General features: G+C 57.8%; 21 protein-coding genes. 10 read left to right on the forward strand and 11 right to left on the reverse strand.

The genetic code is table 11. The features are described 5' to 3' along the window. Positions 1 to 12: 12 nt before the first annotated feature. On the reverse strand, positions 13 to 1,059 hold the full coding sequence (locus IEX74_RS14230) for an NAD(P)-dependent alcohol dehydrogenase (protein ID WP_188814682.1): 1,047 nt from the start codon (positions 1,057 to 1,059) through the stop codon (positions 13 to 15). 270 nt (positions 1,060 to 1,329) lie between these two features. Further along, the gene (locus IEX74_RS14235; RefSeq protein WP_188814683.1) at positions 1,330 to 1,545 is read right to left on the reverse strand and encodes a hypothetical protein; all 216 of its coding nucleotides are present in this window, start codon (positions 1,543 to 1,545) and stop codon (positions 1,330 to 1,332) included. 308 nt (positions 1,546 to 1,853) lie between these two features. Here IEX74_RS14235 and IEX74_RS14240 point away from each other — a divergent pair, with 308 nt between their 5' ends. Next, entirely contained in the window at positions 1,854 to 2,702 is an 849-nt protein-coding gene (locus tag IEX74_RS14240; RefSeq protein ID WP_188814684.1) for a universal stress protein, read from the forward strand. Positions 2,703 to 2,744: 42 nt separating this feature from the next. Here the strand turns inward: IEX74_RS14240 and IEX74_RS14245 are convergent, their stop codons facing one another. Continuing rightward, complete coding sequence (locus tag IEX74_RS14245) at positions 2,745 to 3,584, reverse strand: universal stress protein (protein ID WP_188814685.1); 840 nt, start codon at positions 3,582 to 3,584, stop codon at positions 2,745 to 2,747. Positions 3,585 to 3,726: 142 nt separating this feature from the next. Beyond that, on the reverse strand, positions 3,727 to 4,611 hold the full coding sequence (locus IEX74_RS14250; protein WP_188814686.1) for a DUF4440 domain-containing protein: 885 nt from the start codon (positions 4,609 to 4,611) through the stop codon (positions 3,727 to 3,729). 343 nt (positions 4,612 to 4,954) lie between these two features. Here IEX74_RS14250 and IEX74_RS14255 point away from each other — a divergent pair, with 343 nt between their 5' ends. The 4 genes from IEX74_RS14255 (at position 4,955) to IEX74_RS14270 (ending at position 7,831) form a co-directional block, all read left to right on the forward strand. Then, positions 4,955 to 5,992 carry a sensor histidine kinase gene (locus IEX74_RS14255; protein WP_188814687.1) on the forward strand — a complete coding sequence of 346 codons (1,038 nt, stop codon included), beginning with the start codon at positions 4,955 to 4,957 and terminating at the stop codon, positions 5,990 to 5,992. A 39-nt stretch (positions 5,993 to 6,031) separates the two neighbouring features. Continuing rightward, a complete protein-coding gene (locus IEX74_RS14260) occupies positions 6,032 to 6,808 on the forward strand; it encodes a LytR/AlgR family response regulator transcription factor (RefSeq protein ID WP_188814688.1) in 777 nt (258 codons plus the stop codon). A 340-nt stretch (positions 6,809 to 7,148) separates the two neighbouring features. Then, entirely contained in the window at positions 7,149 to 7,514 is a 366-nt protein-coding gene (locus tag IEX74_RS14265; RefSeq protein ID WP_188814689.1) for a hypothetical protein, read from the forward strand. Then, complete coding sequence (locus IEX74_RS14270) at positions 7,511 to 7,831, forward strand: hypothetical protein (RefSeq protein WP_188814690.1); 321 nt, start codon at positions 7,511 to 7,513, stop codon at positions 7,829 to 7,831. Before IEX74_RS14265 ends, IEX74_RS14270 begins: the two co-directional genes overlap by 4 nt. 68 nt (positions 7,832 to 7,899) lie before the next feature. Here the strand turns inward: IEX74_RS14270 and IEX74_RS14275 are convergent, their stop codons facing one another. From IEX74_RS14275 to IEX74_RS14295, 5 genes are all read right to left on the reverse strand, one after another. Beyond that, entirely contained in the window at positions 7,900 to 8,124 is a 225-nt protein-coding gene (locus tag IEX74_RS14275; RefSeq protein WP_188814691.1) for a hypothetical protein, read from the reverse strand. A gap of 336 nt (positions 8,125 to 8,460) precedes the next feature. Then, the gene (locus IEX74_RS14280) at positions 8,461 to 9,381 is read right to left on the reverse strand and encodes a T9SS type A sorting domain-containing protein (RefSeq protein WP_188814692.1); all 921 of its coding nucleotides are present in this window, start codon (positions 9,379 to 9,381) and stop codon (positions 8,461 to 8,463) included. Between the two features lie 269 nt (positions 9,382 to 9,650). Beyond that, positions 9,651 to 10,982, reverse strand: coding sequence for a CocE/NonD family hydrolase (locus IEX74_RS14285; protein WP_188814693.1), 1,332 nt, complete (start codon positions 10,980 to 10,982; stop codon positions 9,651 to 9,653). 61 nt (positions 10,983 to 11,043) lie between these two features. Then, positions 11,044 to 13,506 carry an outer membrane beta-barrel protein gene (locus IEX74_RS14290; protein WP_229755302.1) on the reverse strand — a complete coding sequence of 821 codons (2,463 nt, stop codon included), beginning with the start codon at positions 13,504 to 13,506 and terminating at the stop codon, positions 11,044 to 11,046. A 451-nt stretch (positions 13,507 to 13,957) separates the two neighbouring features. Next, complete coding sequence (locus IEX74_RS14295; protein ID WP_188814694.1) at positions 13,958 to 15,694, reverse strand: thiamine pyrophosphate-dependent enzyme; 1,737 nt, start codon at positions 15,692 to 15,694, stop codon at positions 13,958 to 13,960. Positions 15,695 to 16,009: 315 nt separating this feature from the next. Here IEX74_RS14295 and IEX74_RS14300 point away from each other — a divergent pair, with 315 nt between their 5' ends. Beyond that, positions 16,010 to 16,297 carry a hypothetical protein gene (locus IEX74_RS14300; RefSeq protein ID WP_188814695.1) on the forward strand — a complete coding sequence of 96 codons (288 nt, stop codon included), beginning with the start codon at positions 16,010 to 16,012 and terminating at the stop codon, positions 16,295 to 16,297. Positions 16,298 to 16,505: 208 nt separating this feature from the next. Beyond that, positions 16,506 to 17,027 carry a hypothetical protein gene (locus IEX74_RS14305; RefSeq protein ID WP_188814696.1) on the forward strand — a complete coding sequence of 174 codons (522 nt, stop codon included), beginning with the start codon at positions 16,506 to 16,508 and terminating at the stop codon, positions 17,025 to 17,027. Between the two features lie 111 nt (positions 17,028 to 17,138). On the opposite strand, the gene IEX74_RS14310 is transcribed toward IEX74_RS14305, so the two are convergent. Beyond that, a complete protein-coding gene (locus tag IEX74_RS14310; protein WP_188814697.1) occupies positions 17,139 to 17,963 on the reverse strand; it encodes an alpha/beta fold hydrolase in 825 nt (274 codons plus the stop codon). Between the two features lie 442 nt (positions 17,964 to 18,405). On the opposite strand from IEX74_RS14310, the gene IEX74_RS14315 reads away from it, so the two are divergent. Further along, the gene (locus tag IEX74_RS14315; protein ID WP_188814698.1) at positions 18,406 to 19,224 is read left to right on the forward strand and encodes an SDR family NAD(P)-dependent oxidoreductase; all 819 of its coding nucleotides are present in this window, start codon (positions 18,406 to 18,408) and stop codon (positions 19,222 to 19,224) included. 8 nt (positions 19,225 to 19,232) lie between these two features. Here IEX74_RS14315 and IEX74_RS14320 read toward each other — a convergent pair whose 3' ends face one another. Next, the gene (locus tag IEX74_RS14320; protein ID WP_188814699.1) at positions 19,233 to 19,934 is read right to left on the reverse strand and encodes an arylesterase; all 702 of its coding nucleotides are present in this window, start codon (positions 19,932 to 19,934) and stop codon (positions 19,233 to 19,235) included. 244 nt (positions 19,935 to 20,178) lie between these two features. Between IEX74_RS14320 and IEX74_RS14325 the strand changes: the two genes are divergently transcribed. Beyond that, positions 20,179 to 20,880 (forward strand): ABC transporter ATP-binding protein, encoded by a 702-nt coding sequence (locus tag IEX74_RS14325; protein ID WP_229755303.1) that lies wholly within the window; start codon positions 20,179 to 20,181, stop codon positions 20,878 to 20,880. Positions 20,881 to 20,963: 83 nt separating this feature from the next. Next, a complete protein-coding gene (locus IEX74_RS14330; RefSeq protein WP_188815017.1) occupies positions 20,964 to 23,480 on the forward strand; it encodes an ABC transporter permease in 2,517 nt (838 codons plus the stop codon). Positions 23,481 to 23,615 lie beyond the last annotated feature (135 nt).

Here is a 23,615-nt window from a genome sequence, read left to right on the forward strand (position 1 = left end):
TGACAACCTAGGTTACAGCGTTGCGATGTCGATTACGAAGCGGTATTTCACATCGCCTTTCAACATGCGCTCGTACGCATCGTTGATGTCGGCGATGTTGATCAGCTCGATGTCGGACATGATGTTGTGCTCGGCACAGAAGTCCAGCATTTCCTGCGTTTCGGCAATGCCCCCGATCAGCGAGCCGGCAATGCGGCGGCGGTTGCTAATCAGATTAAACGCATGAATGTGTGGCGCTTCCGTGGGCACGCCCAGCAGAATCATCGTGCCATCGCGGCGCAGCAGGTTCACGTAAGTGACCAGGTCAATCTGGGCCGATACGGTGTTGATGATGAAATCGAAGTAGTTCGCTACGCCTTTCAGCTGCTCCTCGTCCTTTGTCACCACAAACTTGTGGGCACCTAGGTCTTTGGCGTCGGCTTCCTTGTTGGGCGACGTGCTGAGTACCGTTACTTCGGCGCCCATGGCGGCGGCCAGTTTCACGGCCATGTGGCCTAGGCCACCTAAACCGAGCACCGCTACGCGGTGACCAGCACCCACTTTCCACTGGCGCAGGGGCGAGTAGGTCGTGATGCCAGCGCACAGCAGCGGCGCCACGCGGGCCAGATCGAGCTTGTCGGATACTTTCAGCGTGTACTTCTCATCCACCACAATCTGGTTGGAATAGCCGCCGTAGGTCGGGGCACCGCTCTCGATTTCGCGGCTGTTGTAGGTGCCGATCATGCCGGTGGTTTCGCAGTACTGCTCCAGGCCTTCCTGGCAGCTGGGGCAGGTACGGCACGAGTCGACCATGCAGCCCACGCCGGCCAGGTCGCCCACTTTAAAGTTCTTTACATGGTCGCCGACTTTGCTGATGCGGCCCACGATTTCGTGGCCGGGCACCATTGGGAAGATCGAGCCGCCCCATTCGTCGCGCACCTGGTGCAAATCGGAGTGGCACACGCCACAGAACTGAATGTCAATGAGTACGTCGTGAGGACCTACTTCGCGGCGCTCGAAATTAAACGGTGCGAGCGGCACTTTCACGGCTTCGGCCGCGTAGCCTTTTACTGGAATCATGAATAGAAAGTAAGGTACTTGGTAAGAAAACGCAGTTCTTCTTAACAGCCCGCCGGCCCGGAGGTTTTGACCGGCTCTCCGCTTTGACTAACCTAGGTTAGAAAACTGCCGCTCTGGTGACCGGCTCTCCGCGCGGGCCTGACGCTGGCCAACCTAGCTTCGGGCGCGTCGATGCTTCTGTTGTTGCGGACCTAAGAATGCAAATAGCCAGCTCCCGAAGGTGGCTGGCTATCCGTGCTTTTGAGCCGCTAAAACTTGTAATACAATAGCTTAACGTACCAGGAAGCCTTTAGCTTCCCAGGCTTTTACATTTTGGGCACGCACAAAGCGCGTTTCAATATGGCCCCAGGCATCTTGTTGGTACATCACCACTTTACCGGCTTCGCGGGCCTGCAAAGCAGCCATGTGCTCGGCGTGGGATAAAACAGGAGCGGGGGTCGCTTCGACGGTTTTGCGCGTGCGTGCGCGCTTGGTAGTATCTGACATACGCCAACAACACTACTTCACCCTAAAAAAATTCGCTCACAACGGAACTTCTTTTTAATTTATTCAAACAAACGTCGCTGGCGGCCATTTTTCGGTAGCTAAAGCAGCGTATTCTTGGTGCCGAAGGACGGCTCAAATGGTGAATAAAGTCATTACTGACTCTAGCTTCCACCAGCCACTTTTTCCTGTTTAGTTTTTGTAATAAACTCTTTATATACAGCTAATAACACCCGGCTTTTTTCGTACCTTATACGCCTGGGTTTCGGCCAGAATATATAAGGTAACCTTGCTTTCCCCACCCGTGTGTTATGCAAAACATCCTTGTTCCCACCGATTTTTCTCCGCAGGCGCACAATGCCTTTGAGGTAGCGCTGCAATTGGCACACCGCACCGGCGGACGCCTGATTCTGCTGCACGTTGTGGATGCGCCCCAGGTTTCGGCGATGGTGACCACCGGCGGTGTGGCCGGCAACTCGTCGATGGAAGGCGTGTATATGGTGCAGCTGCTCCAACGCACCAAGCGCCGGATGCACGAGCTGCGCGACGAAGTGGCCGGCAAGTGGCCGGAGGTAGCCGTGGAAGACCGGATTGCTACCGGGTCCGTCGACGAGTCTATCCTCGACGTTGTCCGCGAGCAGCACATCGACCTGGTAGTGCTAGGCGCTCAGGAACACGCCCCTGGCATTCACCTCTTTACACCTGATTCGCACGCCGAGCGGCTGGTGCGGCTGGCGCCCTGCCCGGTGCTCACGGTGAAGCACCCTGCGCCCGATTTTGCGGTACGCTCAATTGTCTTTGCATCCGATTTCTCTGAGGAAGCCGGCCGCGCCATGAATAGCCTGCGCCAGCTCAGCACCGCTTTTCCCAACGCCAAGCTGCACCTGCTCGACGTGGTGACGAGCGCTCATGCGGCCACCTCAGCCCTCGACCGTATTCATGCGTTTGCTAAACGCCACCAACTAGTCAACTATCACCCCGATGTGTTCACGGCCGGGGAAGTTGGCGAGGGTATTCCGACGTATGCCGCCCAAACCCACGCTGACCTGCTGGTGATGCTCACCCACGGTCATACCGGCTTAAGTCATTTGTGGCACAACAACCTGGCCGAACACGTAGCCGTGCAGGCCGCTACGCCCGTGCTCACGGTGCATACCTAGGTTTATAGAAAATTAATAATCAGCTGATTATTATGCTATGCGCTACCTCTGGGTTTTGGCCGAATCGGTGGCGGACAGCACCAGCACCGGCACCGGACTATGCAGCACCAGCCGGGCCGTGACGCTGCGGTGAAACAGCCGCCCCAATAGAGTATGCGGCCGGGCAATAACCACCAACAGATCAGCCTGCTGCTCCCGAACGGCATCCATAAGCCCCTCCGCCGGCTCGGCCTGGCATACGTGGCAGGTGTGCACCGCTGGCAAGTCGCGCGTGAGGCCCGTGTGCTCCACCGATTCGCGGGCTTGCTGAGCCGTGTGCCGGGTCGCCGATTCGGTGACGTGCACCACGGTCAGCTCGGCGTGCAAGGCACTCAGCAAGTGGCGCATAGCATCCACATCGGACGCGCCCAGGCTGAACTTGCCGCCGTCGGCGGCCAACGCCACGCGTTTTGGAGGCGTCGTGGCGGGTGCGGCCGGCGGCACCACCAGTAGCGGATATGGACTGGTGCGCAGCAGATTCAGGGCCGTAGTCGTCACCAGCTCGTCGGGCGTGGGCGAATCCTGCGGCCGGCTCAGCACAATTAGGGCCGGGTGGTGGCGCTCCACCGCATCGCGTACTACGTCTTCCACCTGCCCTACGCCTAGCTCCGCCACTACCGGCACTGCCAGCTGACGGGTGAGGCTGTTCAGGGCCAACGTCATATCCTCGGGACCTAGGTTCGACAGCTTGCCGGTGAAGCGCTCCGGGTCGAGCAGGGAGGCGCGGTGCACATGCAGGAGCACCAGCCGAGCGCCCAGCGGCTCCGCCAGGTTGGTGGCATAATCCAGCGCCCGGTTGGCACCCGCAAAAAAGTCGGTCAGGATAAGCAGGTTTGGAGCCATAGCTGAGTGAAAGGTTAGATAACAAGTAAATATAACCTGATTTCTAACCCGTTATACCTGCATTCAATCAGGAAAAAGCCCGATTTTAATCAGCTTTCCACGCCAACGCTGCCGCCGTAAAACCTAGGTTCTTGGCCGCTCACTACTGCACATCGAGCACCTCATGCACCAGTTCCCAGCTGTGCTTCGCCCCGCGTTTCCAGATGCGCAGAAACGGGCCCTTTTTGCGCTCTATTTCGCTGTAGCCATACGTAAAACCTAGGTCGCCGGAGGTAGCCACCACAGCGCGAAGCGGCGTGTAAGTAGCTGGCTGCGTCTGAGTAGCAGCAAAAGCCGTAGCCGCTGGCCCCACGTAAGGCAAACTGCCGGCGCGGTAGAGCCGCACGGCGCGGGTGGTGGATAGTACCGATTTGTAGGCCGCTTGCTGCGACTGCGTGGCGGCTATCTTGTCCAACGCTTGTTCCGCGTTCAGCAGCTCTCGGCGGCGGGCGGCAGTGTCGGCTGCTATGGCCGTTCGGGCCGGAAGCGCTTCAAAAGGCAGCAGCGCCGCCGTTTGGGGCGGCACATTAGGCGCCGGATACGAGATACCTACGTCAGCTACTACCTTCCACTCGCCGGTGCTGGTTTTGCGCCAGATGCTGGTGTATTGCCCAAAGCCCGCGGGTGCCGCGGTGGCGCGTGGGCGCACTTCAAAAGGGCCGGTGGTGTAGCCAAAATCGCCGGACGCGGCAATGTCGGCGTACACAGGCTGCCAGGAAAGTACGGTGGGCTGCTCGGGCACTTGCTCGTACACCGGCTTGCCCAACCGGAAGCGGCCCTGCGCAACTACCAGCGCCTCGTCGGCCAGAAAGCGCGTGAAGCCGGCCCGAATGCCATGCTTGCCGGTAAAGTCCGAAAATGCCCGCTCGGACGCCACTAAGCTCTGGTAATCAGCAGCTATAGTAGCCGGACCGAGTGCAGCGCGCCACCACGGTGCCCCCAGGTAGCTGGTGCCAGCAAGCACCAGCGTTGCAAAGAATTTGTTCATCGGAAAGAAGGTAAGTGCGTGAGCGCCGCCCGCAACCTAGCTTTTGCCAGAGCTCTGACGACGAATTGGCCTGCAAGTTCTCGGTGGCGGCGGCCCGCGAAAAGGCGAAAACGACGAGTTGAGGAAAGTGCCGCTTCAAGTCTGTTTTTCCGGGTTTCAGCGGCGAGCGAGCCCAGGCAGCAGTGCCCGCTCGTGCTGAGCGGTGCGGCGCACCTTTAGGCTACGCGGCGACAGTTGAAGCGCGCTTTTCCTCAACTCAACCTAGCCTTCAGGTAAACTAAACAAGCCAGACTTTCGCGGCACCTAGGCTGGCTGCTATATTTGGTAAAGAAGACGTACGCTCATGCAACCTCAACGCGCAGAACAACTTGACGACCGCTGGATTCGGCTAGGCGGCATTGCCTTTTTCGTGTTGCTGGCCGGTTACACCTACAAAGCGTATGAGGATCCCTTTAGCCTTGCCACGGCCAAGCTGCTGCTGGAATCCATCGTGAATTCTACCGCCACCTGGGAGGCCGACCGATGGATTTTAGTCCGGTTTCAGCGCAAGTATCCGTCGCTCCCCCAGGCCCGCAAGCGGCTGCTCTTGGCTATTCCGCTGTGCTGGCTTGTCAACGTGCTGCTGGACTGGCTGGTCATGTGGGTCGTGAATATCACGCACTTCCGTCCGCCGTATTCGGAAGCCGTGTTCCTCCAAACTATTACCAGCGGCCTGATTATCGCCTTTCTGATTACGGGTATTCAGGAGGCTGTGTACTACTTCGCGCGCCTGCTTCAGGCCGAAAGAGAAACGGAGCAGCTCAAAAAGGAAAACCTTCAGACCCAGCTCGATAGCCTCAAGCAGCAGGTCAATCCGCACTTCCTGTTCAATAGCCTCAATACCCTTTCCTACCTCATCGGCGAAGACGCGGAGAAGGCGGAGGAGTTTTTGGATGAGATGTGCAAAGTATACCGCTACCTGCTGCGCAACAACGAAAACGAGCTGACCAACCTAGCTACCGAGCTGCAATTTATCCGCTCCTATTTCCACCTGCTGAAAACCCGCTACGGCGACAATCTGCACCTGAACCTAGCTATTGAGCCCTGCTACGAGCAAAGCCTGCTGCCCTCCCTCACGCTACAGCTGCTGGTGGAAAACGCAGTAAAACACAACGTTATCCACAAAGATTATCCCCTGACGGTGCACATCAGCACGCAGCCCAATGGGCAGCTGCTGGTGAAAAACAACCTGCAAAAGAAGGTGCAGAATGTGTCCTCCAATCAGGTCGGCCTCAGCAACATTGCCAGCAAATTCAACCTGCTCAAGCAGCCCGAAATCGAGGTTACCCAGACCGAAACCGAGTTCATGGTCAGCGTGCCGCTCATCCAGCCCAGCCACTGATTTTCTATTGTCGACCCTAGGTTTTACGCGCTTACTCCCATGAAAATCCTGATCGTTGAAGACGAAGAAATGGCCGTTAAGAAGCTCACCAAAACGCTCACGGCCGTGGAGCCGGCGGCCGAAGTAGTAGGTGTGGCTGGCAGTATTCGCGAAACGGTGGCTTGGCTGAAAGCGCACCCGGCGCCCGAATTGATCCTGATGGACATTGAGCTGGCCGACGGGCAAAGCTTCCAGATCTTCGAGGAAACGGAGGTGAAAAGCACCGTCGTGTTCACCACTTCCTACGACGAATACGCCATTAAAGCCTTCAAAGTCAACAGCATCGACTACCTGCTCAAGCCCATTCAGAAAGACGACCTGCGGGCGGCGCTGAATAAGTTTTCAACCGTCAAGTCGCTCTACCAAAGCGCCGCGGCCGAGCCCGCGCTCAACGTGAGCAGCCTGATCCGGGAGCTACAACAGCTTCAGCCGAAGGAGTACCGCCAGCGGTTTCTGGTGCAGTATGCGCAGAAGCTGATTTCGGTGGAAATCCAGCAGATTGCCTACTTTTTCAGCGACGAGCGCCTGAACCTGTTCCGGACCTTCGACGGCAAGAAAATGGCGGTCGACTACTCGCTCGACGAGTTGGAAGCCATGCTCGATCCGAGCCGTTTTTTTCGCGTGAGCCGGTCGTTTCTGGTTTCCGTTGGCAGCGTAGACCAGATTCAGCCGTATTTCGGCAATCGCATTGCCTTGCAGCTCAAGCCCGCCATCGACCGGGAAGTGGTAGTGAGCCGGGAAAAGCTGACGCCGTTTAAGACCTGGATGGGCAAGTAGCACGCGCGCAGCAATTCCAGATTATCTGCCGGCGTGTCGCTACCTAGGTCGTTAGGCCAAAAAGTTATAATTAAAAACCAGAACCGGCCAGCGTTTCGAGCACTGTCGAGGTTCCAACAGTAGTATCTTTGGGCGTTGTTCCGTTGTTTCGTTAGTGGGGTCAGAGCTGCTCCTGGCCCTGCTTTTTTTGCCCGGTTCCAGGTGCGCTTATGCACAGCTCACCCATTCCCGGAACACCTACCTAGGTGCCAGAGGCTCGCCGGTTTTCCAACCTAGCTTCTCGCAGCACAGCCGGAACCTGGCCTGAAGCCTAATTGCCATCCGGGCTCTACAAATTCTTTTGTCAGGCAAGCTGGTTTCGCTGAACGCGGCCATTATTCTGCTGGCCGACTACCATCGGCACCCGCAAAGGCACTACCCCGTTCTCTTCACAGTGAGCGGCTACGGCGTTGATTATCAGCATTATTCACACTCGATGAGCACGGATACGCTGCCCGCCATGCCGATAGACACGCTGGCGTGCATTCGCGTGTATCTGGATGGCGATTGTTCGCTGGGTCATAGCGTGTACGCTAATAGCGACAACCACGGACCGGTTGGCGATGCCTTTGTCACGGAATTTCTGCCGTTGCTCGACCAGCAATACCGCACCAACGGTGGGCGTGTTACTCTCGGGTTTTTGAGCACTGGAAGCGCTACGATATGACGCAGTACATCATCGGGCACTGGGCGCAGCTCAAGCCGGACCTGAACGGCAAGCTCCGGATTTCGGTGGGTAATGAAGATACGTACTATCTGAATCTTCCGGTGATGCTGATGGAGAAGGAAATGAAAAAGCCAGGTGCCAACATGCCGTTCGCCTATTATCCGGGCACCCACTTTACCGTCGCCACCCCCGACTACCGCAAAGCAGAAATCATGAGGCTGAAGCAAATGTATCTGCGGTGGCTTGCTCAGCACCTGGCGGCGCAACCCTTGCTATTACACACTGATATTCTGATCATTATGTACCATACCCACTAGCCCAGCCCAACGGCAGCACGCTTCATCGCCGAACACGTGAGCCGCGGGGCTAGGTTTAAACGATTGTCTTAGTGGCTATCGTAGGCGATATTGCTCCACTGCATCCACTGGCCCGGCGCGGCGGCCACGTAGATGCCCTGCCAGTCGCCGGAGGCCGGGGCGTTGGCCGCGCCGTTGCCGTTCGAGTCGCCGCCCACGGTATCGTCCTTCACGGAAGTATACCGGATGCCCGCGCCCGTTGGGTTGAGCAGCTGGTCGCCGCTCTCGCGCATGATGAGTTCTTTGCCGGGCATAAACCGAAGTTCCAGCGGTAAGAGCTGGCATTCTGCGAGCTGTTATTGATGGTAACGGGGCAGTTGCTCTGGCACTCGCCGCCGGTGTAGGTGAAGGCCGCGACGGGGCGCGGCTCCGGCTCCGGATCGGGGTTGCAGGCCGCAAGCAGGGCGCAGGCCGGCAGCGCAAGCCTCAGCAGGCAGCTGGCCGGCAGAAAGGAAGAAGGTTGCATAAAAGGAGTGGAAAGGAAGGTTGGAAAGGCAAGCAGAAGCCAGGGCAGCTACTGAAAGCAACTGCCGGGCGGTCAGAGGCCAGGTCAGGCTATGAATCTGACCTAGCTTAGAGAGCAGGAAAACCTAGGTTTTGATCAGGCGGCGCACCACGAAGCCCTGGGGCGTGGTGAGGCGCAGCAGGTAAAAGCCGGCGGGTTGGCTTTGCAGGTCGAGGGTGCGCGGCTGGGCATTGCCGAGCGGCGCCTGGCGCAGAATAGCGCGCCCCTGGGCGTCGGTCACGGTGAGGCTGGCGTGGGCCAGGTCTACCTCGGGGCCCGCAGCCGTGAGCGTGAAAAGACCCGACGTGCTCGGGTTCGGGTAGACTTGCAGGGCGGCGGCCAGCTTGGCGTCGTGCGTGGCCGTCACCTCGTCGGCGAAGGCCATGTCGTCGAGGTAGAGGGCATTGCCAACGGTGTACGTTTCGCCGGTAGCAGTCTGAAACAGCACAAAAGCGGAATCGGGTGCCAGCGCAGACTGGTAGTGCAGCGGCAGGCGCATCAACGTGTAGGAGCTAGGTCCGTCGAGCAGCAGCGAATCGGCGCCGGCTATCACCTGCCGCCTACCATTTATGGTGCGGGTAAGCGACACCACCACGTGCGCCGAATCGCCGGCAATGTCGTAGCCCGTTTGTTTGTACTGAAACTGAAAGTGGGAAGGCCGGCCCGTGAACGGCACCCCACCAAGCTTGTCGTGGTCGAAATCAGGCAGTTTGCCAAGTGAGAGGATAGCTGGCAGCCAGGTACTAAACACAAATTGTGTTTGCAGCTTCACGGCGAAGCTGCCGTTGTGCTTGTCCTGGGTTTTGGTCACGGTGCCCGTGTTGATTCCCGACGTCCCCTCCCGGTGCAGCCAGTCGTCGGTCGTAGACCAGCTGGCGGGCCGCTCCGAACCGCGACGCTGCAACCAAGTTTCGAAGTTGCCGTTCGGCAGGCTTTGGGCCGATGCCGTAGCCGTTGCGCACAAGCTCAGCCCAGCAACAGCCAGGTTGTAAAAGATCGTTTTCATAGCAAAGGAATGGGGGAAGAGTGGAAGTTGATTTTGCAGCAGTTACCGCTCGGTACCGCTAGGCCGAATTTGCAATCTGGCCTATGGAGCAGCGGATTTGCAATCCGTCGGAGCCGCTCCGCCAGAAATTAGCGTGCAGGTGTAATGGCCCGCGCTGCGGGCGAGGATTGCACATCCTCAGCTCCTTGCAACCGGACTATAAATCCGGCTAAGCATGGTTATCAATATCTTATTCAGACAGACCTAGGTGCGGACCTAGGTTTTTGGCCTCACACTTGGCGCTGATCATCCAGCCAGCGCAGTATCACGGTCATGAACTCGAAATTGCGCTCCGGATTCGTGGCATCCGTCAGGCGCATACTTTCCTGCTGGGTTTTGGCTCTGGCAAATCCGTGGTCGACGTTGGGCAGCCGCTGAAACGTGGCCTGGCCGGGATGCTCGCGGTTCACGATGTCGACGATGAGCTGGTGGTCCTCGTTGTAGGAGATATAATCGGCCTCGCCGCGCAGGGCCAGCACGCGGGTATTCAGCTTCTTCCAGACGGCAGCCAGGTTCACTTCCTGCCACTGCTGCATGTAGGTGTAGTGCTGCGGAAAGGAAATCAACGGCTTGGCGCTGGGGTACTTAGCCAGCACCTGAGCGGGCGTTTGCTTTTCAGTGAGCAGCAGGTGCAGGGCCGCCGTGTAGGTCTTCATCAGGTTGGTAATGGAGTCGTAGGGTAGCTGCTGAAGCTGGGCTTGGTTGCGCTTGTTCTGCAACGCGTACTCGATAAAGTTGCGGCTGGCCGTGCCGTACACCACCACACCCTTCACCGACTGGCCTTCCGCCACAAGCGGCGCCATGATGCCGCCAATGCTGAAGCCGGTGATAAAGATGTTCTGCTGATCGACGAAAGCTAGCTTCCGGATAGCGGCCAGGCCAGCTTTGTAGCCGTTGGCTTCGGTCCGGAAGTCCGACTCCAGGCACGGCTGGCCTTTGCTGTCGCCCATGCCGGTCTTATCGACGCGCATGGTGGCGTAGCCGTGGCGCGAAAGCGAGTCGATGATGCGGTTTGTGGTCTCAGTCGGCATCAGTGGGTTATCCACCGAAAAGCAGCCTACGCCCTGGATAAACAGCACCATCGGAAACTTCTGTCGCTTCAGACCTTTGGGCGTGGTGATGATGGTGCGCAGCTGATTGCCACCCACTTGCACCGACGAATACTGCGCCTCGTACAACGGGCTTTGGTCCCGCGGAAAAGCCGTAAACACCACCTGCTTGCGGATTTTTCGGCCGTCGCGCAGCACCGTGAACGTGCTTTTATCGCCAGTACGGTACTGCTTCAGCAAGCTGATAAACTGACTGACCTCCGGACCTAGGTCGACGGCATCAATCCGCATAATAATATCGTGGGCTTGCAGACCAGCCGCCTCAGCCGAAGACTGCGCCCGCACGTCGCGGATGAAGATGCCGTTCTTGCCAGGCAGTTTGTAACGGCGCTGAAGGCTGTCGTTGAGGCCCTGCAACCCGATGCCTACGTACGGACGCCGGGGCAGTTCCTGGGCTTGCGTTGGGTAAGCCACAAGGGCAAGCAGAACCAGAAAGGCAGCAAAGAATCTCATATTGAAAGCGGCAGTAAGTAGTTCGTTATCAAAGATAAAAAGACTGCTAACCTAAGGCTGCCTAGCCAGCACGCCGTTTTTCCTCCTCGGCGCCATCTGAGCGCTTGCGCGTGGGCACGAGCTTGTCGTTGCCGAAGCGGTAGGAAAAGGCGAGGGTAGCCACCCGCGTATCCTGACGCTGGTAAATGGTTTCGGCGTAGTTGTCGTAGGTGGAGGCGGCGCGCACCTTGCGGGTGTAAAGCACGTCGCCCAGGTTCAGCTTGATGCTGCCTTTCCGGTCCCACACCATCTTCTGAATACCTAGGTTCAGCTGCCCGTAGGGTTGAATGAGGAAGAAGCCATACTGGCTTTTGGCTTGATAGCGGGCGGTCAGCTCAGCGCTCCACGTTTTGCCCAGCGTGAAGGTGTTATTGCTGGTCAGGTTGAAGGTGGCGCGGGCGGCATTGAGCGCCGTGCCAGCCAACGTACCCACAAACCGGTTGCGGTAGAACACGCCCGTGTTGTGCATCGTCCACCACCTGGCGGGTTGCAGCGGCGTGGTGATGGTGAGGCCCAGGTAGCGCTGCCGACCTAGGTTTGCGGGCCGCGCAATCACGGTGCTGTCGGTTTCGGGCTGCACCGTGTTCACGATGGGCCGGTAGGTGCTACTGTAGCTCAGCCCAACGCTGATTTTCTGCTTGTAGGTGTGCGTCAGCTCCACGTTGTAGCTGGTTTGGGGGCGCAGGTCGGGGTTGCCGGAGCCGGAAGTCGTCGGGTCGATGATGACGCGAAACGGGTTGAGCTGGCCGTACGAAGGCCGGTCGATGCGGCGGCTCAACGACACAGCCACTTCGTGCTTGTCGGTAAGGGTTTGCTTCAGACCTAGGTTCGGAAACAGCTGCACGTAGCGGCGGCGGAAGCCAACATCTCCCCCACTGCGCATCAGCTGCCGGCCCGTCACGTCCGTTTGCTCGCCGCGCAAACCGGCCTGCACGCTCAGCTTCGCCAGCGTCTGGTTGACGCTCACATAGGCCGCCGTGATGTTCTCGTCGTAGCGGAAGCGGTTGGTGCGACCCAGGTCCACGGTGGTTTCGCCGTTCACGGTGTTCTCAAAACGCACATCGTTGTCGGCCTGCACGCGGCTGGCTTTCACGCCCGCTTCCAGGCGGGCCGTTTTCGAAAGCGGATGCAGGTAGTCGGCCTTCACCGATTGAATGGTCAGCTTCCCGCGCTGGTTGCCGGCAACCAGCACCGCCGGCCGCCCCGAAAGCTCAAAGAACGTGGTCAGCGCCTGAGGTCGATGGGTGTCGTAGCGGGCGTAGTCGAAGTCGGCGGTTAGCTCGCGGCTGCCGCTGGAGTCGCTCGGGAACGAATGCTTGACGTTGAGGTTGGCGGCCGTGTTGGGCAACGAGTAGCTGCGGCGCGAAACCGTGTGGTAAATATCAACAGGCTGATTAGCAGCGTCGAAGAACGTGACATACGTATTGCTTTCCCGCTCCGGTCCGCGGTCCGACAACCCGCTGACCACCGCGCCCAGCACCGTGTTCTTACCTAGGCTGTAGTCGGCGCCCGCTTTCCAGGTATGGCTTTGGTTGCTAACGAGTTGCACACTGCGCTGCGCCATGCGGTCCGACTCCTGCCGCACGCCGTCCTGCTCTTTGTAAAAGCGCCGGTTGATGTCGAGTTTATCAAAGCCGTTGCGGTCGGCGTAGGCGTAGTTGCCAAACAGGTTCAGGTTGTTGTACCGATGATTCAGCGTCAGCCCCGTGGTAAGCTTGCCATATTGCCCCCGCCCGTAGCTCAGGTTGGCGGTGCCGTTGGTACCTAGCTTTTGATTTTTCTTGAGGTTAATGGCAATGATACCGGCGCTGCCCTGCGCGTCGTACTTGGCCGGTGGGTTGGTAATCAGCTCGATACTCTTGAGCTGTTCGGCCGGCAAAGCGCGCAGGTAGTCGGCCAGCTCGGTGCCGCTCATGGGTTGGCGCTTGCCGTCGATGAGCACCAGCAAACCTTGTTTGCCGCGCAAAGCCAGGTTGTCGTTGCCGTCCACCGTTACGCCGGGCGAGCGGGTGAGCACATCGAGGGAGTTGTTGCCAGCCGCTAGGGTCGAGCCTTCCACGTTCACGATGGTACGGTCGGCCAGCTGTTCGTAAAGTGGTTTTTGGCCCACAACCGTAACCTCTTTCAGCGTTGTGGCCGTGCTGGCGGGCAATGCCAACGCGGGCAGCTGCGTGGCCATTTGCGCGTCAAAAGCCTGGCTCCACTGCCGCACAAAGCCGACCTGCGAAGCCGAAACCAGGTAGCGCCCGGTGCCAGCCTCCAAGCGAAACGCTCCCTGCCCATCACTAAACTCCGTCCTGACCACCGCCGAATCGGCGGCGCGATGCAGCGTGATGGTTGCGTATTCGAGCGGCGCACCCGCGGCGGTGCGCACAGTGCCCGTAATGGCAGCATTTTGAGCCTGAGCCGCCGGACCAGCTCCCAGTAACAAAGCCAGGGGTAAGCCAACGGGTCGCGGTAAGCGAGGGAGTAGCAGATTTTTCACAGCAGAAAGAAGGATTAGTCGTGACCGAAAGAAGGCGCCAGTCAGGTCGACAAGTGGGCGAAAACCGGCTTCTACCAGGCTTCTCTCGCCTTTTTGTGCTGCTGACTGCTGTAAAAATATTGGGCGCCTTCAGGGCCGAAAATCACTTCTTGTCTGAATTGAGGATTGCGCTGCCTGAACTGAGAAATCCTTGGCCCTGAGCAAAACCACGCTTTAGGTCCCAACAAAAAAGTCCGCCGGAGCGGACCTTTTTATTGTATCGTTTGAGCTGGCTACTAAGCAGTTGGCACTAACCTAGCTTACGCGTTAGTCCTCCGCAACAGGCGCCCCGCGGAAAGAGGCGGCAACTAAAACAGCAGGCACCCAATTCCCGGAATCACCGCGCCGATGACCATCGACAACCTAGCTCCCTACCGGCAAAACCTGCTACGTCGAGCGGCCGGCTTCCCGGTTAAATTACCTCGCGCAGGTGCTTGTAGTTGGACTTCACCGTGTCAAGCACGTCGTCCATGCGGCCGCCCAGAATGAGCTTGCTCATGGAAAGCGCAAAGCCTTTCACCTGATCGAACTCGACTTTGGGCGGCATGGCCAGCGCGTTCGGGTCAGTCAGGACGTTGACCAGCACCGGGCCAGGGTGGGCGAAGGCTTGCTCCAGCGCCTGCTGCACCTGCCCCGGCTCGTGCACCGTGAGGCTGTGAATGCCCATGGCCTGCCCGATAGCCGCAAAATCGGTGTTGGGCATATCGGTTTGCCAGTCGGGTAGGCCAGCCACTTCCATTTCCAGCTTCACCATGCCCAGGGCGCGGTTGTTGAACACGATGATTTTGATGGGCAGATTGTACTGCACAATGGTCGACAAATCGCCGAGCAGCATGGTAAGGCCGCCATCACCGCACAGCGCAATAACCTGCTGATTGGGTCGCGCCAACGCCGCCCCAATGGCCTGCGGCATCGCATTCGCCATCGAGCCGTGGTTCCACGAGCCCATCATCACCCGCTTACCGGTGGCCTGGATGTAGCGGGCGCCCCACACGCAGCTCATGCCCGTATCGACGGTAAAAATGGCATCGTCGGCCGCCAGCTGGTCAATCACCACGCTTACGTATTCGGGGTGAATGGCGTCGTGCTGGCCCGTGTCTTCCACGTAGGCGCGCATGTTTTTCTGCACCTGCTGGTAAAAGTCGAGCTGTGCCTTGAGGAAGCTGTCGTCGGTTTTCTGCCGGATCAGCGGAATCAGCGCCTGCAACGTGGGCTTGATGGCGCCGCACAAACCTAGGTCGGCCTTCGCGCGCCGACCTAGCCTTTCGGGCCGAATATCAATCTGCACGATCTTGGGTTTCACCGGCATAAAGGCCGTGTAGGGAAAGTCAGTGCCCAGCAGCACCAGCACGTCCGACTCGTGCATACTGTGGTAGGCCGAGGGCATACCGAGCAGCCCCGTCATGCCCACTTCGTAGGGGTTGGCGTACTGGATTTCCAGCTTGCCGCGGAACGTGTAGCCGATGGGCGACTGGAGCAAACCAGCCAACTGAATCAGTTCGGGATGCGCTTCGGCGGCACCCAGGCCGCAGTAGAGCGTCACCTTATTGTGCTCATTCAGCAGGCTGGCCAGGGTTTGCAGCTCCTGGTCGGAAGGCCGGATGATGGGGTCGGTGCGGAAGACCTGCATGGCCGTCATGCTTTCTTCAGCCTCGGCGGCGGCTACGTCGCCGGGCAGGCCCACCACGGCCACGCCCTTGCGGCTGATGGCGTGCTGAATGCCGGCCTGAAACATGCGCGCAAACTGCTGCGGCGTGCTGGCAATCTGGTTGTAGCAGCTGCAATCGTCGAACAGCTTAATGGTGTTGGTTTCCTGAAAGTGCTCGGTACCAAACTCAAAGCTAGCCTCGGTGGAAGCAATGGCGATAACCGGCGCGCCGGAGCGGTGCGCGTCGTAGAGCCCGTTGATGAGGTGCACGTGGCCGGGTCCGCTGCTGCCCGCGCAACACGCCAAGCCGTTGAGCTGCGCCTCGGCACCCGCCGCGAAAGCACCGGCTTCTTCGTGGCGCACGTGTACCCACTGGATTTCGCCGTTGCGCCGCACGGCGTCGTTCACTTCGTTCAAACTGTCGCCCGTGACGGCATAGATTCTTTTCACACCGGCCGCTACCAGCATTTCCACAAGTTGTTCTGCTACTTTTTTAGCCATGATATTTTGCTACGCGCTAAGGTGAGGGGAGGTAGTAAACCCTGACTATACGCCGCAGCCTGCCGTTTGACTATCAGAATTAAACGGGATTTTCGCGCAGCTACTACTGATAGCCAATATCTTGCACCTCGGGCAACTCTATACGACATCTATATAATAATATACCTGGCGCGGCGTGGCACCACAAGCTTAGACCGCTCAGTATGAGTCGCCTAGGTTGGCACAGTTGGTAGTGCTGCGCTAAGCCTGCCGGGGCGCCGAACAACTCTAGGCACGCCATTTGGTAGTGTAGCGCTTATAACAGCTCTTACCGCCATGAACGCAACGACCAACTGCCATTTACTTGTCGAGTGCGAAAAAGTAACTCCGCACGACGTAACCGTAACCGTTACAAACCCTTACAGCCGAGCGGTGTGGCGCATCGACGGTGTGCGCCGCGTGTGGGCCCAGATGGGTGCCGAGCGAGTTGCTTCTTTTATCGTGGAGCGCTACATCTACGACCATTATCCTCTGCGAGACCAAATCAACTTCAAGGGCTTACAGAGCGCCATAACCCGCATTCTCCCCCTTCCGAGCAGCTGTAGCTACGAGGAGCTAGTGTAGCCGCTCAGCCGATTTCGTCCAGCAAGCCTGCCAAAGAGCAGGCTTTTCTTTTTATAGTTATATAATACCAACTACTTAACCTTGTTTTCAGAAGCAATAAGCTGCTTTCGACAACAGTTATCCAATTTATACTTTATTTGTATTATTGAATTTTGCGATGATACAACCATTTACTTTCCTCATTTCTTCCACTTCTTATCCTTTTTCTATGAAGTTCCTGCCTACGCTGCTTGGCTTAGTTGCTCTTGCATCATCACCGGTATTAGCTCAGAGTCAGCAAGCTAGCCTGCAAAGCCTGGATGAAGCCTACGGCTTCCACGGTGCTCGTTTCGAGAAAGACACCTCCGCTTTCAAAGACTTGGCTTTGGCTGAGAAGGCTGGCAACACGCGCTATTACCGCCGTACCGGTGAAGTAAAGAAGCTAGGTGAGGGCGATGTAGCCGACATTACCTACGGTTTCTACAAAGGCAAGCTAGCCGTTGTGATGCTCAAAACGCAGGGAGCAAAAAACAGTAGAGCGGTGCTGGCTGCGTTGCGGCAGCAAGCTGGCCCCGGTGTGCAGGGTAGCCCATTTGCGCAGCGCTATTCGTGGAATGCCAAGCTGGTGCACATGAGCTACGAAGAAAACGCCATGAGCAACGACGCCGTTGTTCTGCTCACCTGCAAGAAGATGAAGGAGCAGGAGCTAAAGCAATCCTTGCGCACCCAGCCCACGACAATGGTGCGGTAAGTGGCGAGGTGGTGAACTAATGAGGTGGTGGGTTCGACGTTCTGGCTGCCCGGTTTGCACAAGTAGAACGTCAAACTCACCACCTCACTAGTTCACCACCTCGCCACTTCCTCACACCAGAAATGCTTCCATTGCCGCCAGGGTTTCCAGCGGGGCGCTTAGGTGGGGACAGTGGCCGGTGGCTTGCAGCTTCACCATGGTGGCCTCGTGCAGGTGCTCCATCAGGTACTCTCCCACTTCTTCTGGGGCTACTGCATCCTGCGAGCATTGCAGCAGCAGCGTGCTGACCTGCAACTGCGGAACTTCGGCCCGGTTATCGGCGAAGAAGGCAACCCGGGCAAAATCCTTGGCAATAGCCGAATCTGTTTCACAGAAGTACTGGGCCAGCTCTTCACCTAGTGAAGATGGGTTAGCGGGGCCCACCAATAAGCCCGCAAACATATTTGCCCAGCTGTTGTAATCGGCCTCCATGAGCTGAAGCAGCTGCACCAGGTCTTCCTGCTCGAAGCCGCCGTAGTAGCCGGGTTTGTTGATGTAGCACGGCGAAGGCGCCAACATCACTACTTTTGCGAAGCGCTCGGGCGCCTGAATAGCAGCCAGCATCGCAATCATAGCCCCTACGGAGTGGCCCACAATAACGGCCTGCCGTAAGTTCAGCACTTGGCAGATTTCCACAATATCCTGCGCATAGCCTTCAAGACTGGCGTATTTTACCGGATCGTAGGCGTTCAGATCTGACGCGCCGGCGCCCACATGGTCGAAAAGAATCAGTTGGTAGCGAGCAGCTAATGCCGTGGTGAGATACCCCCAGATTTGTTGGTTGCACCCAAAACCATGACATAATAGCATCGGCGGCTTTCCTTCACCAATTATGCGCACTTTATTACGTTGTAGCACAGTCTCTTTGTGCTGTTCAGAACCCAATGCAGTTGCCATAGTTGAGTAGGAAGCAGTTGATTGATTGCCTTGCATCACGAGTACAGTAAATAACCTTATGCAAATAGGGTTTTAGTAAGAAAACTCCTCTAAGTTAGATTTGTTAAATGACTTATATAACTATTTATTTAAAAACAATATTTATCTGGACGCAAATGGGCATATATACCTAGGCTTAATTAGTACTTTATACGTATTTTTTCTACTATTTCATCAGTAGATATCATAGAAAGCGCACTTGCTAAATCCAGCTTTTAGTAATCTATATAATATAATTTATCTTATTTAAGTTTATCTTATTCTGCTCCCACTGGCTTATCGCTGGCTATCTGCCAGGTTATGCCCTAGGTCTTCTTGCCAAGAGCAACAGAATGGTCGGTTTGACAACGCCTAGCTTCTCCCATGACTATACCGTATAAACTCAAAGCTACCAACCCGACCCATGACGCCCTTCAAAAATCAGACGGCTCTTATTACCGGTGCCTCAAGTGGCATTGGGTATGAGCTGGCAAAACTGTTTGCCCAGAATGGCATCAATATGGTGCTGGTTGCGCGCCGCAAATCGTTGCTGGAGAAGCTCAAGCAGGACTTCGAGCAGCAATATCAAGTCGAGGTGGTGTGCCTTGATCTGGATTTGTCGATTCTTGGTCAGGCACAGGCGCTTTACGATGCCTGCAAGGCCCAGAACCTGCAAATCGACTATCTGGTCAATAATGCGGGCTACGGCGCTTACGGGCCGGTGCAGCAAGCCGACCCGGCCGGGTACGAGAATATGCTCAGCTTGAATATCATCACGCTCACGACGCTGACCACCTTGTTTGTCAAGGAGATGGTACAGCGCCGGTTTGGGCGCATTCTGAACGTTGGGTCGCTGGCGGCGTTTCAGTCGCTACCCAACCTGGCTACGTACGGCGCTTCCAAAACCTACGTGATGCACTTCACCGAAGGCCTGCACGCTGAGCTAAAGGGTACCGGCGTCACGGCAACTGTGCTGAACCCTGGCGTCACGAAAACAGGCTTTATCGAGCGGGCCGACCTAGGTCGGGCGTCCGCCGCGCAAGGCACCCTGCTGACGGCTAGCGCCGTAGCGCGGGCCGGCTACCGCGCCATGATGCGCGGCAAGCTCAACGTGGTGCCCGGCTGGAAAAACCGGCTGCTCGCTTTCACGGCCGGTATCACGCCTTCGCGCAAGCTGCTACTCGCCATTTCCTCGGTGGTGATGCGGGAAGCTGGCAAGCTAAAACCTGGTAATAAGCAGTAGCAGCAACGCTACTGCGCCTGCGCCATCGGCTGTCGTAGCAATGGCTGGAGCACCGCCCACACGGTGCGGGCGACTAAGCGGTGGCCTTCCGGCGTTGGGTGAATACCGTCGCGCTGGTTGAATTTGGCTACTCCGCCTACGCCTTCCAGCAGAAAAGGAATCAGGGTGAGCTTGTTTTTCTGCGCCAGCTCGCCGTAGAGCTGCTTGAATTGCGCGGCGTAATCGGCACCTAGGTTTGGCGGAATTTGCATGCCGGCCAGCACAATCTTCGCCTGCGGGCTGAGCTGGCGCACCGTGTCGATGATGGCTTGCAGGTTGCGGCGGGTATCAGTAAGCGGAAGGCCGCGCAGACCGTCGTTGCCACCTAGCTCCAGCACGAACACGGCCACAGGTTTGCGCAACACCCAACCCACACGGCTGCGGCCGCCGGCCGTGGTTTCACCGCTCAAACCGGCATTCACAACCATGTAACCTAGGCCCGCGGAGTCAATTTTTTGCCCAACCAAAGCCGGAAAGGCTTGCTCGGGGTCGACACCCAGGCCCGCCGTGATGCTGTTACCGAAGAACAGAATAGTTGGCTTACTAGCGGCTTTGGCTGGCGCGGGCTTGTCGGGCGTGGTAGTGGCGGCGGTGTCGGCAGCGGGTTGGGAGTTGTTGCCACAACTGCTTAGCAGCAGCCAGCAACTAAGAAGGATCGGGAGGGTTTTCATGCGGGCAATGATTTTTCCGGGTATACGCGTTACGGCAGAAAATATCGTAACGACTAGTGCGTCTTCGTAGTAACTGCTTATGCGTCTGTTATTCTGAGTGGCGCAAGGAATCTGGGTTACCAACCTAGGTAGCTAACCTAGAATGCTTATCTCATAACTCAGATTCCTCGCGCGGCTCGGAATGACAGCTACTTTTCTTTCGTATTCGCCGCCGCTCATTGAGCGGCTTATTTGTTCTTGTTTCGTGCTCAAAGTAGAAAACCTCACTAAATCGTACAGCAGCGGCGGCCGGTCGCTCACGGTGCTGGAATCCGTCAGCTTCGAGCTGCACGCCGGCGACACGTTCTCCATCGTCGGGCCTTCGGGCAGCGGCAAAACCACGCTGCTCGGTTTGTGCGCAGGCCTGGATCGGGCAGCGTCGGGCAGCGTGTGGCTGAATGGTATTCAACTCGATAACCTTAATGAAGATCAGCGGGCAGCCGTGCGCAACGAACATGTGGGCTTCATCTTCCAGAATTTTCAACTGCTGCCCACACTCACAGCCCTCGAAAATGTGCTGGTACCGCTGGAGCTACGCGGCGTGAAAGGCGGCGCCCAAACGGCACAGGCGCTGCTGGAACGCGTGGGGCTAGGTGGCCGCGGCCATCACTACCCAACGCAGCTTTCGGGTGGCGAGCAGCAGCGCGTGTCGCTGGCCCGTGCTTTCGCCAATCGACCCAAGATTCTGTTTGCCGACGAGCCCACCGGCAACCTCGACGCCGACACCAGCGCCACAGTCGTGGATCTGCTGTTTGGCCTGAACCGCGAGGCGGGCACCACGCTCATACTCGTGACCCACGACCTGGAGCTAGCCGCCAAAACCCAGCGCGTGGTGCGCATCAAAGGCGGCAGCGTTGTTTCCGATTCGCTTACTCAACGGACCACCGCGTCCACCCCGGCCCAATGAGCGGCTCGCTGAATGGTCCAATAAATGGCCCAGTGAACAGTAATTTACCTTCGGCGCGGCCGGGCGTGGGCTGGCTCTGGCGCATGGCCTGGCGCGATAGTCGTCGCAGCCGCTCGCGGTTGCTGCTGTTTTTGTCGGCTATTGTGCTGGGCATTGCGGCGTTGGTCGGCATCAATGGCTTCGGCGACAACCTAGCCCGCAGCATCGACGAACAGGCCCGCGAGCTGGTGGGTGCCGATTTGGTGTTATCCTCCACCCAACCTTTCCCGGCGGCGCTGCAACCTACATTGCAAAAGCTAGGTCGCACCCACAGCGATGAGGTAGCCTTTGCTTCACTCGTGCAATTTCCCAAAGGCCAAGGCGTGCGGCTGGCGCAAATACGCGCACTTACGGGTGGCTTCCCTTATTATGGCGATTGGGTAGTCGAGCCCACCGCGGCGGCAACTACGTTCCGGCAAGCCTCAGCTAATCAGCAACGTATAGCGTTGGTAGACGACGCGCTGCTGGTGCAGTTCGGCGCTAAGCCCGGCGACTCGATTAAAGTCGGCAACCTGATCTTTCAGATTGCAGGGCGCGTGCGCAAAACGCCGGGCCAGTCGGAGTTTAGTGCTTCGATTGCGCCGACCGTCTTTATTCCTGGTGCTTTGCTGGCCCAAACCGGCCTTGTGCAGCGCGGCAGCCGCATTCAGTACCGCCGCTACTATCAGTTTCCGGCCACCGTTAATGTTGATCAGCTTATTAAGCCGCTCGAACCTAGGTTTGATAAGGTCAACATCGATTCTGACACGGTAGCCAGCCGCAAAAAACAAACGGGCCGCTCCTTCGCCGACCTCACGCGCTTCCTGAACCTGGTGGCGTTTGTGGCCCTGCTGCTCGGCTGCGTGGGCGTAGCCAGCGCCGTGAGCTTGTATGTGCGCGAGAAAATTTCGGCCGTGGCCGTGTTGCGCTGCTTGGGCGCTAGTGGCTGGCAGGCGCTGCTGATTTACTTGCTTCAAATTGCTTTGATGGGTTTGGTCGGCGCTTTGGTCGGGGCAGCCATCGGCACGGCGGTGCAACTGCTGCTGCCTAAGGTGTTTGCGGGCTTTTTGCCGGTAGCGGTGAACGTGGCTATTTCGTGGATGGCCGTGGCGCAGGGCGTGCTGACGGGTGTGCTAGTGGCGGTGCTGTTTGCGCTACTGCCGTTGCTGGAAATTCGGCGCGTGTCGCCGCTCCGCACGTTGCGGGCGTCGTATGAGGAAACGACTGAAAAAACCGACCCGCTGCGCCTCACGGTGTACGCGCTGATTGCGGCGTTCATCACGGGCTTTGCCTACCTGCAAACCCGCGACTGGAAGCTAGCCCTAGGTTTTGCCACCGGTTTGCTGGTGGCCTTCGGTACGCTGGCCGGCCTGGGTTACTTGCTGCGCCGCGTGGTGCGCCGCTACTTCCCGAGTTCCTGGAGCTACATCTGGCGGCAAGGGCTAGCTAATCTGTACCGCCCGAATAACCAGACGATTACCCTGACCGTTTCGATTGGCTTGGGGGTATTTCTGCTCGCTACGCTTTACCTCCTGCAAGGCTTGCTGCTGGGGCGGGTGCAGGTGGCGGGCAGCGGGAAGCAGCCGAACTTAGTGTTGTTCGATATTCAGCCCCAGCAGCGCGCCGGTGTAGTGCAATTGGTGAAAAACCAGAAGCTGCCGGTGCTGCAAGAAGTGCCCATCGTGACGATGCGGCTGACGGCCATCAACGGCCATACGGGCTCTGAATTCAAGAAAGATAGTACGCGGGGCATTCCGAAATGGGTGTTCAGCCGCGAGTACCGCGTCACGTACCGCGATAAGCTGATTGCCTCCGAAAAGCTGGAAACCGGCCAGGCACCGTCGCTCGGCCCAGATGGCACGCCGCGCATCTCGCTGGAAGACGGCTACTTTAAGCGCCTCAAGCTCAAGCTAGGTGACACGCTGACCTTCAACGTGCAAGGCCTGCCGCTGACCACCATCGTGAGCGGCACGCGCACGGTGGATTGGTCGCGGGTGCAGACGAATTTCTTGGTCGTGTTTCCCAACGGTGTGCTGGAAGCGGCCCCACAGTTCTACGTGCTGATGACGCGCGTGCCCAACAACACGACCCTAGGTGCCGTGCAACGCGAGCTGGTGCAGCGCTTCCCCAACGTGTCGGCCATCGACCTAGGTCTGATCCTGAAAACCCTGGACGACATTCTGGGCAAAATCTCCTTTGTGATTCGCTTCATGGCGTTGTTCAGCATTGCCACGGGGCTGCTGGTGCTAATTAGCTCGGTGTTTGTGAGCCGGTATCAGCGGATAAAGGAGAGTGTGCTGCTGCGCACGTTGGGCGCGAGTCGGCGGCAGATTTTGCGCATAACATTAGTAGAATATGCACTGCTCGGTTTGCTGGCCGCTATTGCCGGCTTGGTGTTATCTGCCTTTGCGGGCTGGGCGCTGGCGCTGTGGGTGTTTGAAGTAGCCTTTACCCCAAACCTAGCTCCGTTGCTGATCTTGGCCGTTGTCACCACAGGCCTGACGATGCTGATCGGCTTGCTCAACAGCCGCGACGTACTCACGCGGCCACCGCTCGAAGTGTTGCGCAGCGAGGCGGGTTGATACCAAAGCAAAAGCGCGTATGTCATTCCGAGCGAAGCGAGGAATCTGAGTTACCGACCTAGGTAGCTAATCCAGATTCCTCGCGCAGCTCGGAATGACATACGCGCTTTTGTTTATACTAAAACGTTACAACTC

The sequence above is a fragment of the Hymenobacter cavernae genome, from assembly GCF_014641455.1.
Classification (GTDB): domain Bacteria; phylum Bacteroidota; class Bacteroidia; order Cytophagales; family Hymenobacteraceae; genus Hymenobacter; species Hymenobacter cavernae.